Annotated in this window: 12 protein-coding genes; 7 read left to right on the top strand and 5 right to left on the bottom strand. The window is 63.6% G+C overall.

The features are described from left to right. Nucleotides 1-208: 208 nt before the first annotated feature. Nucleotides 209-1,228, top strand: coding sequence for a LysM peptidoglycan-binding domain-containing protein (locus tag ACNAOU_RS17465; RefSeq protein ID WP_422757360.1), 1,020 nt, complete (start codon nucleotides 209-211; stop codon nucleotides 1,226-1,228). Nucleotides 1,229-1,238: 10 nt separating this feature from the next. Here the strand turns inward: ACNAOU_RS17465 and ACNAOU_RS17460 are convergent, their stop codons facing one another. Then, complete coding sequence (locus ACNAOU_RS17460) at nucleotides 1,239-1,835, bottom strand: protein tyrosine phosphatase (protein ID WP_064721460.1); 597 nt, start codon at nucleotides 1,833-1,835, stop codon at nucleotides 1,239-1,241. 201 nt (nucleotides 1,836-2,036) lie between these two features. Here ACNAOU_RS17460 and paaA point away from each other — a divergent pair, with 201 nt between their 5' ends. The 6 genes from paaA to ACNAOU_RS17430 are packed head-to-tail and all read left to right on the top strand — an operon-like array spanning nucleotide 2,037 to nucleotide 6,977. Next, nucleotides 2,037-3,032 carry a 1,2-phenylacetyl-CoA epoxidase subunit PaaA gene (gene paaA / locus ACNAOU_RS17455; RefSeq protein WP_018776925.1) on the top strand — a complete coding sequence of 332 codons (996 nt, stop codon included), beginning with the start codon at nucleotides 2,037-2,039 and terminating at the stop codon, nucleotides 3,030-3,032. Further along, nucleotides 3,032-3,460: a 1,2-phenylacetyl-CoA epoxidase subunit PaaB gene (gene paaB, locus ACNAOU_RS17450; RefSeq protein ID WP_039242708.1), complete on the top strand. Its 429-nt coding sequence runs from the start codon at nucleotides 3,032-3,034 to the stop codon at nucleotides 3,458-3,460. The genes paaA and paaB overlap by 1 nt, the downstream gene beginning before the upstream one ends. A 26-nt stretch (nucleotides 3,461-3,486) precedes the next feature. Continuing rightward, a complete protein-coding gene (gene paaC / locus ACNAOU_RS17445) occupies nucleotides 3,487-4,404 on the top strand; it encodes a 1,2-phenylacetyl-CoA epoxidase subunit PaaC (protein WP_422758692.1) in 918 nt (305 codons plus the stop codon). Continuing rightward, the gene (gene paaD, locus ACNAOU_RS17440) at nucleotides 4,401-4,973 is read left to right on the top strand and encodes a 1,2-phenylacetyl-CoA epoxidase subunit PaaD (RefSeq protein WP_422757359.1); all 573 of its coding nucleotides are present in this window, start codon (nucleotides 4,401-4,403) and stop codon (nucleotides 4,971-4,973) included. The genes paaC and paaD overlap by 4 nt, the downstream gene beginning before the upstream one ends. Before the next feature lie 10 nt (nucleotides 4,974-4,983). Continuing rightward, nucleotides 4,984-6,189 (top strand): 1,2-phenylacetyl-CoA epoxidase subunit PaaE, encoded by a 1,206-nt coding sequence (gene paaE, locus ACNAOU_RS17435; protein WP_422757358.1) that lies wholly within the window; start codon nucleotides 4,984-4,986, stop codon nucleotides 6,187-6,189. A gap of 8 nt (nucleotides 6,190-6,197) precedes the next feature. Beyond that, nucleotides 6,198-6,977, top strand: a complete 780-nt coding sequence (locus ACNAOU_RS17430; protein WP_422757357.1) for an enoyl-CoA hydratase/isomerase family protein — start codon at nucleotides 6,198-6,200, stop codon at nucleotides 6,975-6,977. Here the strand turns inward: ACNAOU_RS17430 and ACNAOU_RS17425 are convergent. The 4 genes from ACNAOU_RS17425 to ACNAOU_RS17410 all read right to left on the bottom strand — a co-directional run bounded on the left by ACNAOU_RS17425 (nucleotide 6,974) and on the right by ACNAOU_RS17410 (nucleotide 14,749). Next, nucleotides 6,974-8,533: a hypothetical protein gene (locus ACNAOU_RS17425; RefSeq protein WP_422757356.1), complete on the bottom strand. Its 1,560-nt coding sequence runs from the start codon at nucleotides 8,531-8,533 to the stop codon at nucleotides 6,974-6,976. The two genes, ACNAOU_RS17430 and ACNAOU_RS17425, sit on opposite strands and share 4 nt — an antisense overlap. A 270-nt stretch (nucleotides 8,534-8,803) precedes the next feature. Next, entirely contained in the window at nucleotides 8,804-9,115 is a 312-nt protein-coding gene (locus tag ACNAOU_RS17420) for a hypothetical protein (protein ID WP_422757355.1), read from the bottom strand. Nucleotides 9,116-9,252: 137 nt separating this feature from the next. Next, complete coding sequence (locus ACNAOU_RS17415) at nucleotides 9,253-12,816, bottom strand: DUF7507 domain-containing protein (RefSeq protein ID WP_422757354.1); 3,564 nt, start codon at nucleotides 12,814-12,816, stop codon at nucleotides 9,253-9,255. A gap of 421 nt (nucleotides 12,817-13,237) precedes the next feature. After that, nucleotides 13,238-14,749, bottom strand: a complete 1,512-nt coding sequence (locus ACNAOU_RS17410) for a sigma-70 family RNA polymerase sigma factor (RefSeq protein WP_422757353.1) — start codon at nucleotides 14,747-14,749, stop codon at nucleotides 13,238-13,240. Nucleotides 14,750-15,142 lie beyond the last annotated feature (393 nt).

Here is a 15,142-nt window from a genome sequence, read left to right as displayed (position 1 = left end):
CGAGTATCTCCTACTCGTGCAGCCGGCAGTGGCCAATTCCTATATTTGAATTCGCAGGGGTTTATTGCAATTCCGTTCCTCCGGCTCAGCGGTGGACCGCACCCCGCCGTAGTGCGGCGGTGCTCCTCCCTATATATAGCTGCGCTTTCTGCACCTGGGCCACAACGGCTCCCACGCGCGGTCCAAGCCATGGAGTCCCGGAGTTCCCATGAACATGAATGATGTAGATCTTCAAACTTCCCTTAGTAAGAACAATGGCGTTGTCCGGCATACGCCGTTCAGTAAATCCAAGCTCATGATTGCCGGCGCCGTTCTTGCATTACTGGCATTGATTCCGCTGCTTTTCGGGGTGGTCAATTGGGCCACGCAACCGGCCAGTGTCGAACAATCAGTGTCGAATGAACAAGCGGCGGCGCCGTCGTCCGACGCAGCTTCGACACCATCCGCGGACGCCGCACCGGCCGCCCAGGCAGCTCCCGCAGCGGCGGCACCAGCGGCGGCACCGGCCGCAGAGGTACCGGCTGCGGCACCTCCCGCAGAGGCCGCACCGGCCGCCGTCCCCGCGGTAGTTGCCGAGCCCGCGCCGGCCGCCGAAGCTGCACCCGCCCCTCCGGCCGGTGACCCCAACCTCTACACGGTGGCATCCGGTGACACGGTGGGCTCCATTGCCGCAAGGTTCGGTGTGGACGTCAACGCCATGCTGGCTGCGAACGGCCTGGGTGCTTATTCGGTAATCGTGCCGGGCCAGGTCCTGAAGCTCACTGGACCGCCTGTTGCGCCCGTCGCCCCGCCGGCGGCAGTGCAGGCCCCGGTTGCGCAGGCCCCGGTTGCGCAGGCCCAGGCCGCAGCCGCCCCTGCCGTCGTGGCAGCGCCGGCACCGGCACCTGCTCCTGCCCCCGCTGTGCGTACCATCTACGTGGCCGGTGCCGGTGGACAATCACTGGTGGATGCGTGCATCGGCCCGATCAACTACACGCCAACCAACGCCTACGCCGTGTTCATCACCGAGCACGACTTCTGCGGAGGATGGGCCCGGTTCTCGGGGATCGGTGTTGGTGAGACGGTTTCCATTCCGGGGTACGGGACCTTCACGGCCACGGGCAGGGGCCAAGTGCCCAACCCCGGCACCACCAATGATGTGGCAGCAGTGTTCGGCGGATTCCCAGCGGTGGTCCTGCAGACCTGCATCCCCGGAACCAACCAGATGCTGGTGATCGCCCTGAACTAGCAGCTGATAACTAGGCCGGCGCCGTAAGGCGCGCGAACCGGAGGATACCCAGGATGGCCGGGGCCAACTGATCCTCCATCTGGTGGTAGACCTCTTCCGCTCGTCGGTAGGGGTCTACCACGTCGTTGTCGGCAGGATCGGATGGGAGCGCGAGGTGCCGGACAGATGCTGCGCGGGCGGGGAGGTCGCGCCAGAAGTCCACGATATTCCCGGTGGAGGGAGCGCCGTCGCGGGTCTCCAGGACGGACAACATGCGCGCAAATTCGCGGACGGTAAACGTGCGTTTCAGCAGCGATGCGTCCAACTGGAGAACTTCGCCGCGGTGTTTGGACGTCATGGCCAGCACCAGATCCGTTTCCCGGAGGATCTTCTGGGTGAGCTGCCGGGCCGCAAAATCGTCCGGAGTTCCGCGGAAGGTGCTGATGATCTGTGCCGAAAGGGGCTGGATGGGTTCGCCCACCATGGCCCGGGTGCCGGCGCTGCGGACCTCGAATGATCCGGGACTTACCTGGTTGAGCCCAGCCTGGAGCAACCTCTCGGCCACGGGGGAGCGGCAGATGTTTCCGGTGCAGACGGTGAGGATTCGGAAGGGCTGGGGCGATTGCACGTAGGGCTCTTTTCTTGCGTTGGCATGGGGCGGTTGAGGCCCCACCCCAAGTTAACACGGGGAATCTCAGGAGCCTTGTCAACAACGCCAGGCCACGGGAACAGTCATAAACCGCTGACGCGGCCTTCCGGTGAACGCTTGACTGACATCATCCGCTCCGCATATTCTGAACGAACGGTCGGTAATTTATTAGGAGCAACCATGGCATCGCAGAATCTGCAGTCAGTGCCCGCTGAGCTGTCCCCGGAAGAGCAGGAGCGGGAGGCAGCCGGACAGGCGTATTTTGAGCGCATCATTTCGGAGGACTCGCGCATCGAACCGCGCGACTGGATGCCGGCGGCTTACCGCAAGACTTTGCTGCGCCAGATCTCGCAGCACGCACACTCGGAAATCATCGGCATGCAGCCGGAAGCCAACTGGATCACGCGCGCGCCCAGCCTGAAGCGCAAGTCCATCCTCATGGCCAAGGTCCAGGATGAGGCAGGCCACGGCCTGTACCTGTACTCCGCAGCAGAGACGCTGGGGCAGAGCAGGGACCAGATGATGGAAGACCTGATTGCCGGCAAGGCCCGGTACTCCTCCATCTTCAACTACCCCACGGTTTCCTGGGCGGACATGGGGGCCATCGGATGGCTCGTCGATGGCGCCGCCATCTGCAACCAGGTGCCCCTGTGCCGGGCTTCGTACGGTCCTTACGGACGCGCAATGGTGCGCATCTGCAAGGAAGAGTCATTCCACCAGCGCCAGGGTTTTGAGATCCTGCTTGAGCTCTCCAACGGCACGCCTGCGCAGAAGCAGATGGCCCAGGACGCCGTGAACCGCTGGTACGCGCCGTCTCTGATGATGTTCGGCCCGCCGGATGATGATTCACCGAACTCCAAGCAGTCCATGGCATGGAACATCAAGCGCTTCAGCAACGACGAGCTTCGCAGCCGCTTCGTCGGCATGATGGTGGAGCAGGTCAAGGTCCTGGGCCTGACCCTCCCGGACAAAGACATCCGTTTCAACGAAGAAACCAAGAAGTGGGAGCACGGACCCCTGGACTGGAACGAGTTCAAGGAAGTCCTGGCCGGCCGCGGTCCCTGCAACTCGCAGCGCATCGAGCGCCGCCGCGAGGCACACGAAAATGGTGCCTGGGTTCGGGAAGCAGCAGTGGCGTACGCCCGCAAGCAAGCAGAGAAAGTGAACGCAGCATAATGGCTCCCCACGGTAACCCGGAAGAACCGGCAAGCGCCGCCAGCGAGATCAAGCGCGAAGCCCCCAAGGTGGCGGCTACGAACGCAGAAAGCACGACGACGGCCCCCGCCGCCCGCCCGGCCGGCACCCCCGGCGGCGCCAAGGAAGAGCACCCGTGGTCCTTGTGGGAGGTCTTCGTGCGTTCAAGCCGCGGCCTGTCCCACGTGCACGCAGGTTCCCTGCACGCTCCGGATGCGGCGATGGCCCTCCGGAACGCCCGCGACCTCTACACCCGCCGGAACGAGGGCGTCTCCATTTGGGTTGTCCCGGCCGAGGCGATTTCCTCCAGTGATCCCGATGCCAAGGGTGCCTTCTTCGAGTCCCCGCAGGGCAAGGATTACCGCCACGCCACCTACTACACCAAGAGCGAAGGCGTGAAGCACCTGTGACCACTGAAGACGTGACCACCAAAGACGTGACCACCAAAGACACTGACTTCGCAATCGAAGGCCACGGCGATATCTCCGTCGGCGTTCACGGAGCCGGAGCTTCCGGTGACGGTTCGGCCAGCGCAACGCGCATCACGCCGGGCAACGCCCTGCGCCCTGAGGACATCGCGCTGGAAATCAGCCGCGGCCAGATCAAGCCCGACGAGGATGTGGCTGAGTTTGCCCTTCGCCTGGGCGACGACGGCCTGATCCTCGCCCAGCGACTGGGCCATTGGATTTCCCGTGCCCCGGAGCTCGAGGAAGACATCGCCCTGGGCAACATCGCCTTGGACCAGTTGGGGCACGCACGCTCTTTCCTGACCTACGCCGGAGCCGCATGGGGCAACTCGGAGGACGACCTCGCCTACTTCCGCCGCGAGCACGAGTTCCGTTCGGCGCACCTGTTTGAGCAGCCCAACGGTGACTTCGCTGTCACCATCGCCCGCCAGTTCATCGTGAGCTTCTACCAGTACGGGCTGTACAGCCGGCTGATGGAGTCCACGGACGCCACGATCGCCGCCATCTCTGCCAAGGCTGTCAAGGAAGTGGATTACCACCGCGACCACAGTGCCCAGTGGGTGCTGCGTCTTGCCGGCGGCACGGATGAGTCCCGCGCCCGCATCATCCAGGGCTTCAAGCTCGTGTGGCCGTACGTGGACGAACTCTTCGAGGACGATGAACTCACCACCCGCCTGTCCGAAGCCGGTGTGACAGTCCAGCCTTCCTCCCTCCGTGCCGAATTCGATCGCCTCACGGGGCAGATCATGACGGAGGCTGAACTGGACATTCCAGCTGTCCCGCAGGCACCCGGCGGAGGACGGCGCGGAAAGCACTCCGAGTTCATGGGCTACATCCTTGCCGAAATGCAGGTCCTGGCCCGCGAGCACCCCGGCGCGAGCTGGTGACCAGCGTGGCAACCCCCTCGCAAACGCAGCCGCTCAGCAAGGCTGAGCAGCAGGTCTGGAACATCGCGTCCACGGTCTGCGATCCGGAGATCCCGGTCCTTACCATCGAGGACCTGGGGATCCTGCGCGGCGTCCGCGTTACGGAGGCACCCCACCATGAGGGCGCTCCCGACGACGGCCCGGCAAGTACCGCCGTCGAGGTCACCATCACGCCCACGTACTCGGGTTGCCCGGCGATGGACGCCATTGGCGACGATCTCCGCAAGGCTTTTGAGAACGAAGGCTATGCGGGCGTCCACATCAACCTGGTGTTGTCGCCGGCGTGGACCACTGACTGGATGACCGAATCCGGCAAGGCCAAGCTGGAGGAGTACGGGATTGCTCCGCCCAGCGGCAGGGCTGCCGCCGGCGGCCATTCCGGTCCCGTCCGCCTGAGCCTGGCCGTGAAATGCCCCCAGTGTTCCTCGCTCAACACCAAGGAACTCACCCGCTTTGGTTCCACCTCCTGCAAGGCGCTGTTTGTCTGCCAGGACTGCAAGGAACCGTTCGACTACTTCAAAGTCCTCTAAGGAAGCAGCCATGACCACCGAAACACAGACGGCCAGCCGCCGTCGTGCGTCTTTCCACAACCTGACCGTCGCGGAAATCCGGCGCCTCACGGACGATGCCATTGAGGTCACGTTCGGTGTCCCGGCGGAACTTGCCGGCCAGTATGACTACCTCCCGGGCCAGTACGTCGCCCTGCGCACGACGCTTCCGGACGAGAACGGTGAGCCGCACGAGGTCCGCCGCAGTTACTCGATTTGCGCAGAGCCGCGCAGCTTCGAGGACGGCAGCAGCGAGATCCGGGTGGCCATCAAGAAGGACCTGGGCGGCCTGTTCTCCACGTGGGCTAATGCCGAACTGAAGGCCGGGGACGTACTGGATGTGATGAGCCCGCAGGGTGCGTTCATTTCGCGGCACGGCAAGGACGGTTCACCGATCCAGCACAACGTCATGAACTCCATGAACCACCCGGAGGAGCTGGCGGGGGAGCCGGGCAACTTCGTGGCGATCGCCGCGGGGTCGGGCATCACGCCGGTCATCGCGATTGCGCGCACGCTGCTGGCGGCCAACCCGGAAACCACCTTCGACCTCGTGTACGCCAACAAGGCCGCCATGGATGTCATGTTCCTGGAGGAACTGGCGGACCTGAAAGACAAGTACCCCACCCGCCTGGCCCTGCACCATGTGCTGTCCCGGGAGCAGCGGATCGCGCCGCTGATGACCGGCCGCATCGACTCGGAGAAGCTGCAGGCCCTGTTGTCTTCGGCGATTCACGCCGAGGACGTTGATGAATGGTTCCTGTGCGGGCCGTTCGAGCTGGTCCAGTTGTGCCGGGATACCCTCGCCGCCCGCGGCGTGGAGCCGGAACACGTCCGTTTTGAGCTGTTCACCACCGGCCGACCGGACCGCCCTGAAGGCAACGCCGGCCGTCCTGTTGTGGAGGACGAGTCGCAGGACACCTACAAGATCACGTTCACCCTTGATGGTCTGACCGGCGACGTCGCCAGCCCGACGCATGCCCGCGAATCCATCCTCAACGCAGCGCTGCGCGTCCGCCCTGACGTTCCGTTCGCGTGTGCCGGCGGCGTGTGCGGCACCTGCCGCGCCAAACTGATCACCGGTACCGTGACCATGGATGAGAACTACGCCCTTGAACAGGACGAGCTGGACAAGGGCTACGTCCTCACTTGCCAGTCCCACCCCACCAGCGAAGAAGTTACCGTCGACTTCGACGTCTAAGGAGTCCCATGATCGAGCTCTCCATTGCCAACGGCATTGCCGAAATTGTCCTCAATGCCCCCGAAAAGCTGAACTCCCTCAACGAGGACGCCCTGGCGGAACTGGATAAGGCGTACGACGACGCTGCTGCCGCCGCCTCGCGCGGCGAAGTGCGGGCGCTGCTGCTTCGCGGCGAGGGCCGTGCCTTCTGCGCCGGCCGGGACATCGCGGCCGTGACTCCTGAAACCGATGATGCACAGGCGTATCTCGGCGGACTCGTGGAGCCGCTGTTGAAGAAGATGGCTGCGTTCCCGGCGCCCACGTTTGCCGCCGCGCATGGTGCTTGCCTGGGAGTCGGGCTGGGGCTGCTCCTGGCCACCGACGTGGTGTATGTGGCGGAGAACGCCAAGTTCGGATCGCCCTTTGCCAAGCTCGGGGCGACCCTGGACTCCGGTGGGCACTGGTACTTTGCCGAACGCCTGGGCATGCACCGCACCCTGGACCTGATCTACACCGCTGATCTGATCTCCGGGGCCGAAGCCGTGGCCCAGGGGATGTTCAGCCGGGCAATGCCTGCTGATGTCCTGCTCGATGAGACCCGGGCGATTGTTGCGCGGGTCGCCGCGGGCGCGACCCAGGCGTTTGTTGCGTCCAAGGAACTCGTGGCACACATCCGCGACCAGCGCCTGGGCCTGTGGGATTCCATGGTGGAGGAGAACGCAGAGCAGGCACGCCTGTGCAAGACCGACGACTACGCCGAGGGTTTCCGGGCTTTCCAGGAGAAGCGGGCGCCCGTTTTCAAGGGCTAGACGAACTCCTTGAGGAGCTTGTAGCCGGCCACTTTCCCTTCCAGGGAGATGACGGCCATGTCCTGATCCGTGGTGGTCACATCTGTCAGGGCGCCGTAGGTAAAGGCCAGGGTGGCCGAGCCACCCTTCAGGCACGGGAACGCCGTTTGAGTGCCGGCACCTATGTCGCCTCCCGGCCGGTCCTTGTAGGGACCGTTCGGTGGAGCGGTATATGTTGCCTGCTTCCAACAGATGAAGCCGTCGTCGAAACTTGCCCCGCGGGGCTTTCCGGTGCGGGTGTCTACCAGATTTGAGTCCCAGAACGTGCCTGCAATCAGGAACTCACCGTGGCTTGCTGAAGGGATGAGGCCGTACTCGTCCCAGCTGTACACATAGACAGGTTCGCTCTCCCAGGATGCTTCGCCGGTCAGGGGATCGTAGCCCACTATTTTGGATCGGGCGCCCCGGTATTTGCCCGCGGGAAACTCGATGTAGCCGTCCACGTATTCGCACCGTATGGGCAATGCGGTTCCAGTGCCCATCTTGGTGTCACCGGCACTCATTGTCTTTGAGCATTCGAGTGTGGAGGCATCCGCTGTCCATAAAACCCGCCCGCTCGAGGCTCGGAAACCGACGGTCTTAGTGCTTTCGCGAAGATTCAGCGATAAGGATTTTTCCGGGAATTTCTCGGGGTCGACACCCGTCGGATTGATTCCGACCGAGCCCACATAGAGGTCAAGCTTCTCAGAGTAAGTGAAATGCCACCCCAAATCGGTGGAAGCACCTTTTCCAAAAACCTTCTCTACTTCGATCTGCCACTTAACCTCGCCGTAGGAGACGTGAGCCAGTTTTTCGACACCGTCTTTTTCCACCGCATACAGTTCTTTGCCCACCGGCTGGAAGAATCCGGTGAGCTCGTTGATGTCGGCGCCTCCGGACTCATCTCCGGTTTCCAAGTCCACCCAGTGTTCAACTGACTGCGCTGAGTCGTCAAAGGCGATAAAGCACATGTCGAAGAGTTCGTCACAGGCGAAGGGGCGCGTACTGACCAGTTCAGGCCTTCCCCGGTAGAGCTCTTTGCCTGTGCCCAGATCAAAGGCGACAGGCGAAGTCCACCAGACGCCGTCACTGTCGATGCCCGCCGGAGCGGCAGCGGCCTGCAGGAAGATTGCGGCGCTTTTCCCCGAAGCAGTCCTTGTCAGCGCAGGCTTCAACGGGTTCCCCGGAGCGTCGTATCCCGGATGAACCGGCTGCTTCCACAACTCCTTGCCCGTAGCCACGGAAAGGGCGTGGGCTTCCACACCGGCACTGCCCCGGGTGTAGACCAGTGCCACCCCGTCGGCGACCACCGGCTGACCGATGGGATCGAGCGCAACTTCCCAGGCCGCCGTCGCGGTTTCCTTGTTGCGCGGGGGTGCCTCCGCTGACGCGGGAGATTTGCTCGGCGAGGGTTCGGCCGAACGTGGCAGCGGGAGCATGGTGCACGCCGAAAGCAGGACGGCGGTCCCGATTGCCAGCGCACCGAGCCCCCAGGACATGAGGTGGGCGCGCAGCATCGCGGGTCGAGAATGAGTCAAAATTCCCCCAGAAAAAAGGCCATCCAGACGTGGCTCAAATAGAGAATACAGCCACCGGAGTCAAGTCAACATCCCATGGCAAAGGTTGTGTGGCCGGACCTGAGGGCGTTAATAGTCAGGCCGGCCACACTGGCTGCTGCCGGGGAAGGGGGGAAAGCAGCCAAAGGCGCCGCCGGCTTCGTCGTCCAAAGGCCAGTCGGTGCTCGGTGATTGGTCAGCAAGGGCGTTGCCCTCCGACTACGGCTGTCTCTCGTCCCCCATTGGACAGCCTCACATCAATTGAGTGGGAAGAACTGCCGGAACGTGTCGTGATTCCGGGGTCCTATTCGTAACGGATTGGGCACCTTCGAGGATGCCTGCAATCCAGTGCTCTATTCCGCCGTTGGCCGGGCGGCTGATATAGGTGCCGGTGCCGGGCAGATCCAGGATGGCCATAGGGCTGCGGCCGGTGTGATGGGGGCCTGCGTAAAGGGTCAGCTTTCCCCGGTGGATCCCCGCCACGGAGAGGCAAAGCTCGGTCCGGGCAGCCAACGCGGACTCCCACGCGGCAAGCGAGGCGGGTGTATGGGTGGTGATGGCCATCTTTTCCTCGTTCGAAGTTGATGCACAAAAGCGACGGCCGGGAGTCGGGGGGACGTGATCCGGCCGTCGCTTCGTGTTCCCGGCGGGCACCCGGGAAGTGTTCGGCTTCAGCTCATTGAGCGAGCATCAGCTTTCTGTCATGCACGACGCCGGCGGGTCATCAAAGCCAGCCCGACGCCTGCGGCCAGGAGTACTGCGCCGATGCCGGCCACCAGGAACGGAACTCCTCCGGTGACGGCCAGCGGTGCCGGCTGGGCCTTGGGACCCACCGGGGTTTCAGCCGAGTCCGTGGGTGAGGAAACGTCGCCATCGGGGCTGACTGCTTTGGCCCCGGCCACGTTCCGGATCGGCTGACCGGACTCCACATCCTTGGTCTGCACCTTGTAGGCAGCGGTGCAGGTTACCGTTTCTCCCGGGGCGAGGCTCGTCGTCGGGCATTCGATGGTGACGCCGGCGTTGCCAAGCATCGGATCATCAACCACGACGTCGTTCAGCGTGACGGTCCCGGTGTTGGTCACCGCGAACGTGTAGTTGACCGTTTCCCCGGCGTCGGCGAGGTTGTCGCCGTCGGCATCAACCAGTGCAGCAGACTTGTCGATCACCAGTGCAGCAGCGTGCGGCACGTTGGTGGTGGTCGAGTCTTCATTCGAGGTGGTGGGCTGGTTGTCGGGGTCGGTTCCAGTGGCCGTGGCCACGTTGTGGACCTTGCCCGCATCCACATCAGCCTGGGTGAGCACATAGGGTGCAGTTGCCCTGCAGTGAGTGGATGCACCCACGGCGAGATCGGCGGCTTCGCAGGTCACTGCACCGGCCAGGGGATCGTTGACCGTGATCCGGCGAACCGGCACATTGCCATCGTTGGTGACCACGAAGGTGTAGTCGATGGTGTCTCCGGCGTCGATGATGCCCGAGGCGTTGGTGTCCTTGATGGCCCCTGCTGATTTCTCAAGGGTCAGGGCCGGGGCCTGCTCGGTGACTGGAGTGTTGGTGGTATCCGGGTCGGAGGCAACCTTTTCAGTGTCGGGGTCCATGCCCTCGGCGTGGGCGGTGTTACGCACTACGTGTGCTGCTTCATCGGCTGACGTCACAACGTATGGTGCATCGGCGGCACAGTTGGTTGTTGCGCCGGGAGCAAGCTCCGTGACTTTGCACGTGACGGCGCCCGCAAGCGGATCCACCACTTTAACGGCGGTTACCGGGACGTTGCCGGTGTTGGTGACCGTGAACGTGTACGCGATGGTGTCTCCGGCGTCAGTGATCCCGGAATTGTTCACATCCACCGGAGCGGCGGCGAACTTCTCCAAGGACAGGGACGGGGCGGGAACCGTGACCTTGGTGGTGGTGGTGTCCGGAGGGGACGTGACGGGGTCGCCGTCGGGATCCGTGCCGGTAGACGTGGCGGTGTTGTCCACCGAACCGTGAAGCTCATCCATGTCGGTTACAACGTACGGGGCATCGCCCGTGCAGCTGATGCTCTCGCCAGGTGAAAGAGCGTTCTTTTCGCAGGTGACGGAACCGATTTTTGGATCGTTGACCTTGACGTCATGCAAGGGGATATTGCCGGTGTTGGTGACCACAAAGGTGTAGGCAATGGTGTCTCCGGCGTCCGTGATACCCGAGTTGTTCTTGTCCACCGGCGTGCCGGCAGTCTTCTCGATGGACAGCGACGGCGCGGGAGCGCTGACCGGGGTTTCGGTGCTGTCTTCGTTGGAAACTACAGGCTGGTTGCGGGGATCGGTGCCCTGGGCCGTGGCAGTATTGAGCACCTTGCCGGCTGTCTCGTCTGCTTCGGTGATGGTGTAGGGCTGATCAGCTTTGCAGTTCGTGGAGGCGCCAGGGGCAAGTGATGTGGCCTCGCAGCTTACTGCGATTGCCGGGTTCTGGCCGCTCAGCAGCTTGTCATTGATGACGACGCCGGAGACCGGCAAGTTGCCGCTGTTGGTCACCAGGAACGTGTACGCGATGGTGTCCCCGGCGTCGGTCAGACCCGAATTGTTGACATCAACCGGCGTTCCGGCGCTCTTCTTCAGGGTCAGCGCCGGTGAGGACGCAATCGGCGTCGTGGTGGAATCGTCGTCCGTAGCGTCAGGCAATCCGGCTACTGTCCCGGTGGCTGTGGCCTTGTTGATCACTTGGCCCGCAGTGACATCGTCCTGGGTGAGTTTGTAGGGCGGAGCCGTGCAGGTGACGGTCGCTCCGACGGCCAGGGGACCGGGAGGGCATGTGACTGCTCCCACCAGGGGATCGTTTACGCTGACTGTTTCCAGCGGGACGGTTCCGGTGTTGGTGACGTCAAAGGTGTAAGGGACAGTTGAGCCGGCTGTGTTCCCGCTGGGGGCACCGGCCTTCTTGTCGAGGACCAGATCCGTGATTCGTGCGGCGTTAGTGAACGTGCAGAGCACAGCAATTCCATCGGATCCAGCTGCCGGCATGGTGAAGCTCCCGCTGGTTCCTGTGCCGCTGGAGATCGGAGCACCGTTGTTTTCATTGATGCACGACCAGCTCGAGGCGTATCCCACGCCCGTGCTGCCGGACTCGGAAATGGCATACGTGGTGCCTGTGCGGCCGAAGACCGGGCCTACTACCTCGCCGGGCTGGTCCTGGAGTCCGTTCTCAGTGCCGGCGGTGGTGGCTTGAACGCCGGTTACCGGAAGACCGTCACCCTTCAGGGTGAGCGTGGCCTGGTCGGCAGGGGTGACGCGGCCGTGCGGGAAGTCCTTCTTGACCGTGATGGTGTTGGGGGTCGCACAGGAGCCCAGGTCCACGGACCCGGCCTGGGAGAAGGGCTTGGAACTCAGGACTTCGCCGGAGATGGGGTCCACTTGGCGGAGCGTGTCCGAGCTGCCCAGGTAGACCAGGCCGTCACCACCAAACGCGATGCCGTTGATGGGCTGCGGGGTGGCGATTGAGACCAGCTGGTTGGCCGTCACGGCAACGGGTGCGCCGGCTGCCGCGGGTATCTCCTGCTGGATGACAGAGAGGATGCTGTGGGTTGACCCACCGCCCATCACGTACAAGCGGCCCTGTTTGTCGAAAGCCCAGTCGCCGTTGGCTCCGGCGTTGGGGATGTCACCGCTGGCCACCAGGCCGATTGAGACGTTGTTGACGGTGTCGAACCCGTAAACGCGGATCGTATTTCCGGTGAATCCGCCGTAGTAATAGAAGCCGTTTTCAGGATTGATGGCGCCGTGGGTGACGGGAGTTCCTGCTTCGCCCGCGCCCAGTACCGAGGTGGTGTTGGACGCCCGGTCGTGGCGGTAGATGGTCCGGCCGGTGTCGTTGCTGTTGGGCAGGACGCCGATGGCAGCACTGCCATCGGCTGCGATGCCCAGACCATTGAGGTTTTGGTTGGACCCGGCAATGGTGAAGTTCCCGACGCTGGTCTGCGTCCCTGTCGCGGTGTTGACGAGCCACAAGTTGCGGTTGCCGCTGCCCTGGACCGAGTACACGGCCCCACAGCTCAAAGCATCTGCCGCTGTGGCCGGGCCTGCCGACAATGTCAGCGCACCTCCGGTAAACAAACCGGCGACGACGGCGCTGCTCGCCAGGAGTGCCAAAGCCTGCCTGCCGCCGCGCCTGCCTTTACCGGTCCGGGGCCGGCGACGGGCGGGAAGCCCGGCTGGCCTGTGTATATGTCGTTGATCTGCACCGACGGCGGGACCTGTCGTCCCGCCGCTGAGTCGGTTAGTGCCGTCAGCCAATTACTGCACCCCTTTTAAGGTGTCCGGTGGGAGCAGAGCCTTCCGCTCCCAGAGATTCGGGCGCTCCGTAGCCGTTAGATCCTGCACGCAAGAGCCACCCCCCATGACCCGGCGATGGGCATCACCGGGCCGTAAACTTCTACTTCCGTAGCCCGCGTCTGGGCGCGCGCCATCAACAATTCGGTCTGGTTTGCCTCCCAAAGCCTCTTTGATGCCGTTTCGGCACAACTGTGATGCGTCCGGCTAACCGGCAGGCACACAGGAGTCAGCGCCGTTACGATGAACGGTTCGCCGATGAAACGGAGTCAGGGCACAAGCCCTTCAAGATGTATACGGCTGTCACTTAAAAACGTGACGCGGGAATTCGAAAGTTTTTTATTCAGTCCTTGTCCGGGGACCGCGGGCAGCCTCGGAGTGGAAGCTACGGAGTGCAGAACCACCACCACCAGGGGCAGGGTTCCCCTGGTGTGACGGTAGGAGTGGGCGTGGGTGTTGGCACACTTGTGCTGGTCGGCGTGGGGGTTGGTGCCACAGTGGGTGTTTGCGTTGGCGTTGCCGTGGGGCTTGGCTGGTGCGTTTCGCTGGGGCTCGGCGCAGGAGTGGCGTTTGTAGGCAGGGGTGTGCTCGTCGGCAGGGATGTCGGGGAGAAGCCCGGCGTGGGACCGGCGATGGTCGGCGCTGCCGTGGTGCCTTGTTGTGGGAACCTGGGTTCCTCCCTGCGGGTGGTCTCCGGCGTCGAACCGGCGGGGGAGTCCGTTGGAATCGGGCGGATGGATACAGGCAGCGGGACTTGGAGTGCTTCGGCACGTGGCTGGTCCAGTGAGATCACGGCGTAATCCGGACTGACACCTGCCGGCGGCACCCCGGCGCTGCCCGGCCCCGGGCCGCCGTCCGCGGGGGTGCCTCCTGCCGGAGGTGCTCCAAGGGGTCCCGCTTCGGCCGGAGAATTCGCCGCATCCGTAGCTGACGGGGTTGAACCCAAGCCTGTTGCGACGGCGATAGCGCCTGTTGCCACGCAGGCAACCACGGCGATGGCGGCGGCCCACGCCCCGATTCCCATTCCAGCGGAGTGCGCTGCGGAACCGGTGGTGGCTTGGGCTCCGGGAAGTTGTGTGCCTGTCGTGGCGGGCAAGGCTACGGCTCCGGAACCAATCATCACGGGCACGGCGGCCGGTCCCACCAGCCAGGGCGCGACAGCCCGCCGCATCGTGGACCGAACATCCATCAGGGCCGTGGCAGCTGAGGTGCAGGCGAGGCATTTTGCGAGGTGCTTCTGCAGCCGCACGTCTTCAAACGGAGACAATCCGTCGACTACCGACTTGGCCAGCAGCGGCACATACGGCTTGCACGTCTCATCGAGGGAGGAATCCACGTAGGCCTCCAGATAAGCCAACCGGAGTCCCTTTCGGGCCCGGGCTGCAATGGCTGAAACGGCGTTGGGTTCGAGGCCCAGCAGCGGCCCTACCTGGCGGGGCCGTTCGCCTTCGACGTCCACATGCCACAACACGGTCTGCCAACGGGCCGGCAAGGACGCGAAAGCAGCGCCGGCCAGTTCCCGGTCCTTCTCGTGCAGGATGTCCTCGTAGCCGTCCTCGTCGTGGGGCAACTCCATCGGCTCCTCCACGAGTTCGTGGCGTGAGCGTGCTGTCCAATGATCCGCAGCTGAGGTCTTGATGGCCCGCAGGAGATAGGGACGGAAGGGGCCATCCGGTCCGTTTCCCCGCTGGATGGCATGAATGACCTTGAGGAAGGCCTCGGAGCTGACGTCATCGGCGTCGAAGCCGTTGCCCAATAGCTTCTTGGCGTAGGAAAGCCCGGCAGCGGCATGGCGTCGGTAAAGCTCTTCGATGGCTGCGGCGTCCTGGCCCTGGACGGAAGAGATCAGTTCTTCGTCCGATGGGTTCTCCGGAGTTTTCCCGGTATGCCCGGTCATGGCTTTTTACCGGTGAAAGCGTGGCTGGGCCTGCCCGAAGGCATTAAAAGGTGCTTGCGTGTGTTCTTCATCGTTCTGTATCGCCCCCATAGCGTTTTCAAAACCGGCCTTAGCGGAAACGGCAATTTCGCCTGTTTCCGGACACGACAGCGCGTTTCCCATCAATGGGATTCCTGGCATGGATATTGGCGAGCCGTTTGGACCCCTCCAGGCTCTTCTGCCCGCTGACGCGTAGCCGTTCTTCCTGCATCCTATACGAGAAGCATGAATGCGAAATTGGGCCGAATTACGCAACGGACCGGACTCCGGAGACATGGTGGTGTCCGGGCGGTCGGCTTGGTGACCCGCACCACATCCGGGGCTTGCCCGGTCTACACTGGGAAGGCGGCGCAC

It is taken from the genome of Paenarthrobacter sp. C1 (assembly GCF_049315185.1).
GTDB classification, from domain to species: domain Bacteria; phylum Actinomycetota; class Actinomycetes; order Actinomycetales; family Micrococcaceae; genus Arthrobacter; species Arthrobacter nicotinovorans.
The sequence above is the reverse complement of the archived record's forward strand: the minus strand, read 5'-3'. Positions and strand labels throughout refer to the sequence as shown.

Excerpts from the sequence above, each read along its gene's own strand:
- ACNAOU_RS17465 (WP_422757360.1), top strand. The coding sequence starts at position 209 with ATGAACATGAATGATGTAGATCTTCAAACTTCCCTTAGTAAGAACAAT.
- paaA (WP_018776925.1), top strand. The coding sequence starts at position 2,037 with ATGGCATCGCAGAATCTGCAGTCAGTGCCCGCTGAGCTGTCCCCGGAA.
- paaB (WP_039242708.1), top strand. The coding sequence starts at position 3,032 with ATGGCTCCCCACGGTAACCCGGAAGAACCGGCAAGCGCCGCCAGCGAG.
- paaE (WP_422757358.1), top strand. The coding sequence starts at position 4,984 with ATGACCACCGAAACACAGACGGCCAGCCGCCGTCGTGCGTCTTTCCAC.
- ACNAOU_RS17430 (WP_422757357.1), top strand. The coding sequence starts at position 6,198 with ATGATCGAGCTCTCCATTGCCAACGGCATTGCCGAAATTGTCCTCAAT.
- ACNAOU_RS17420 (WP_422757355.1), bottom strand. The coding sequence starts at position 9,115 with ATGGCCATCACCACCCATACACCCGCCTCGCTTGCCGCGTGGGAGTCC.
- ACNAOU_RS17410 (WP_422757353.1), bottom strand. The coding sequence starts at position 14,749 with ATGACCGGGCATACCGGGAAAACTCCGGAGAACCCATCGGACGAAGAA.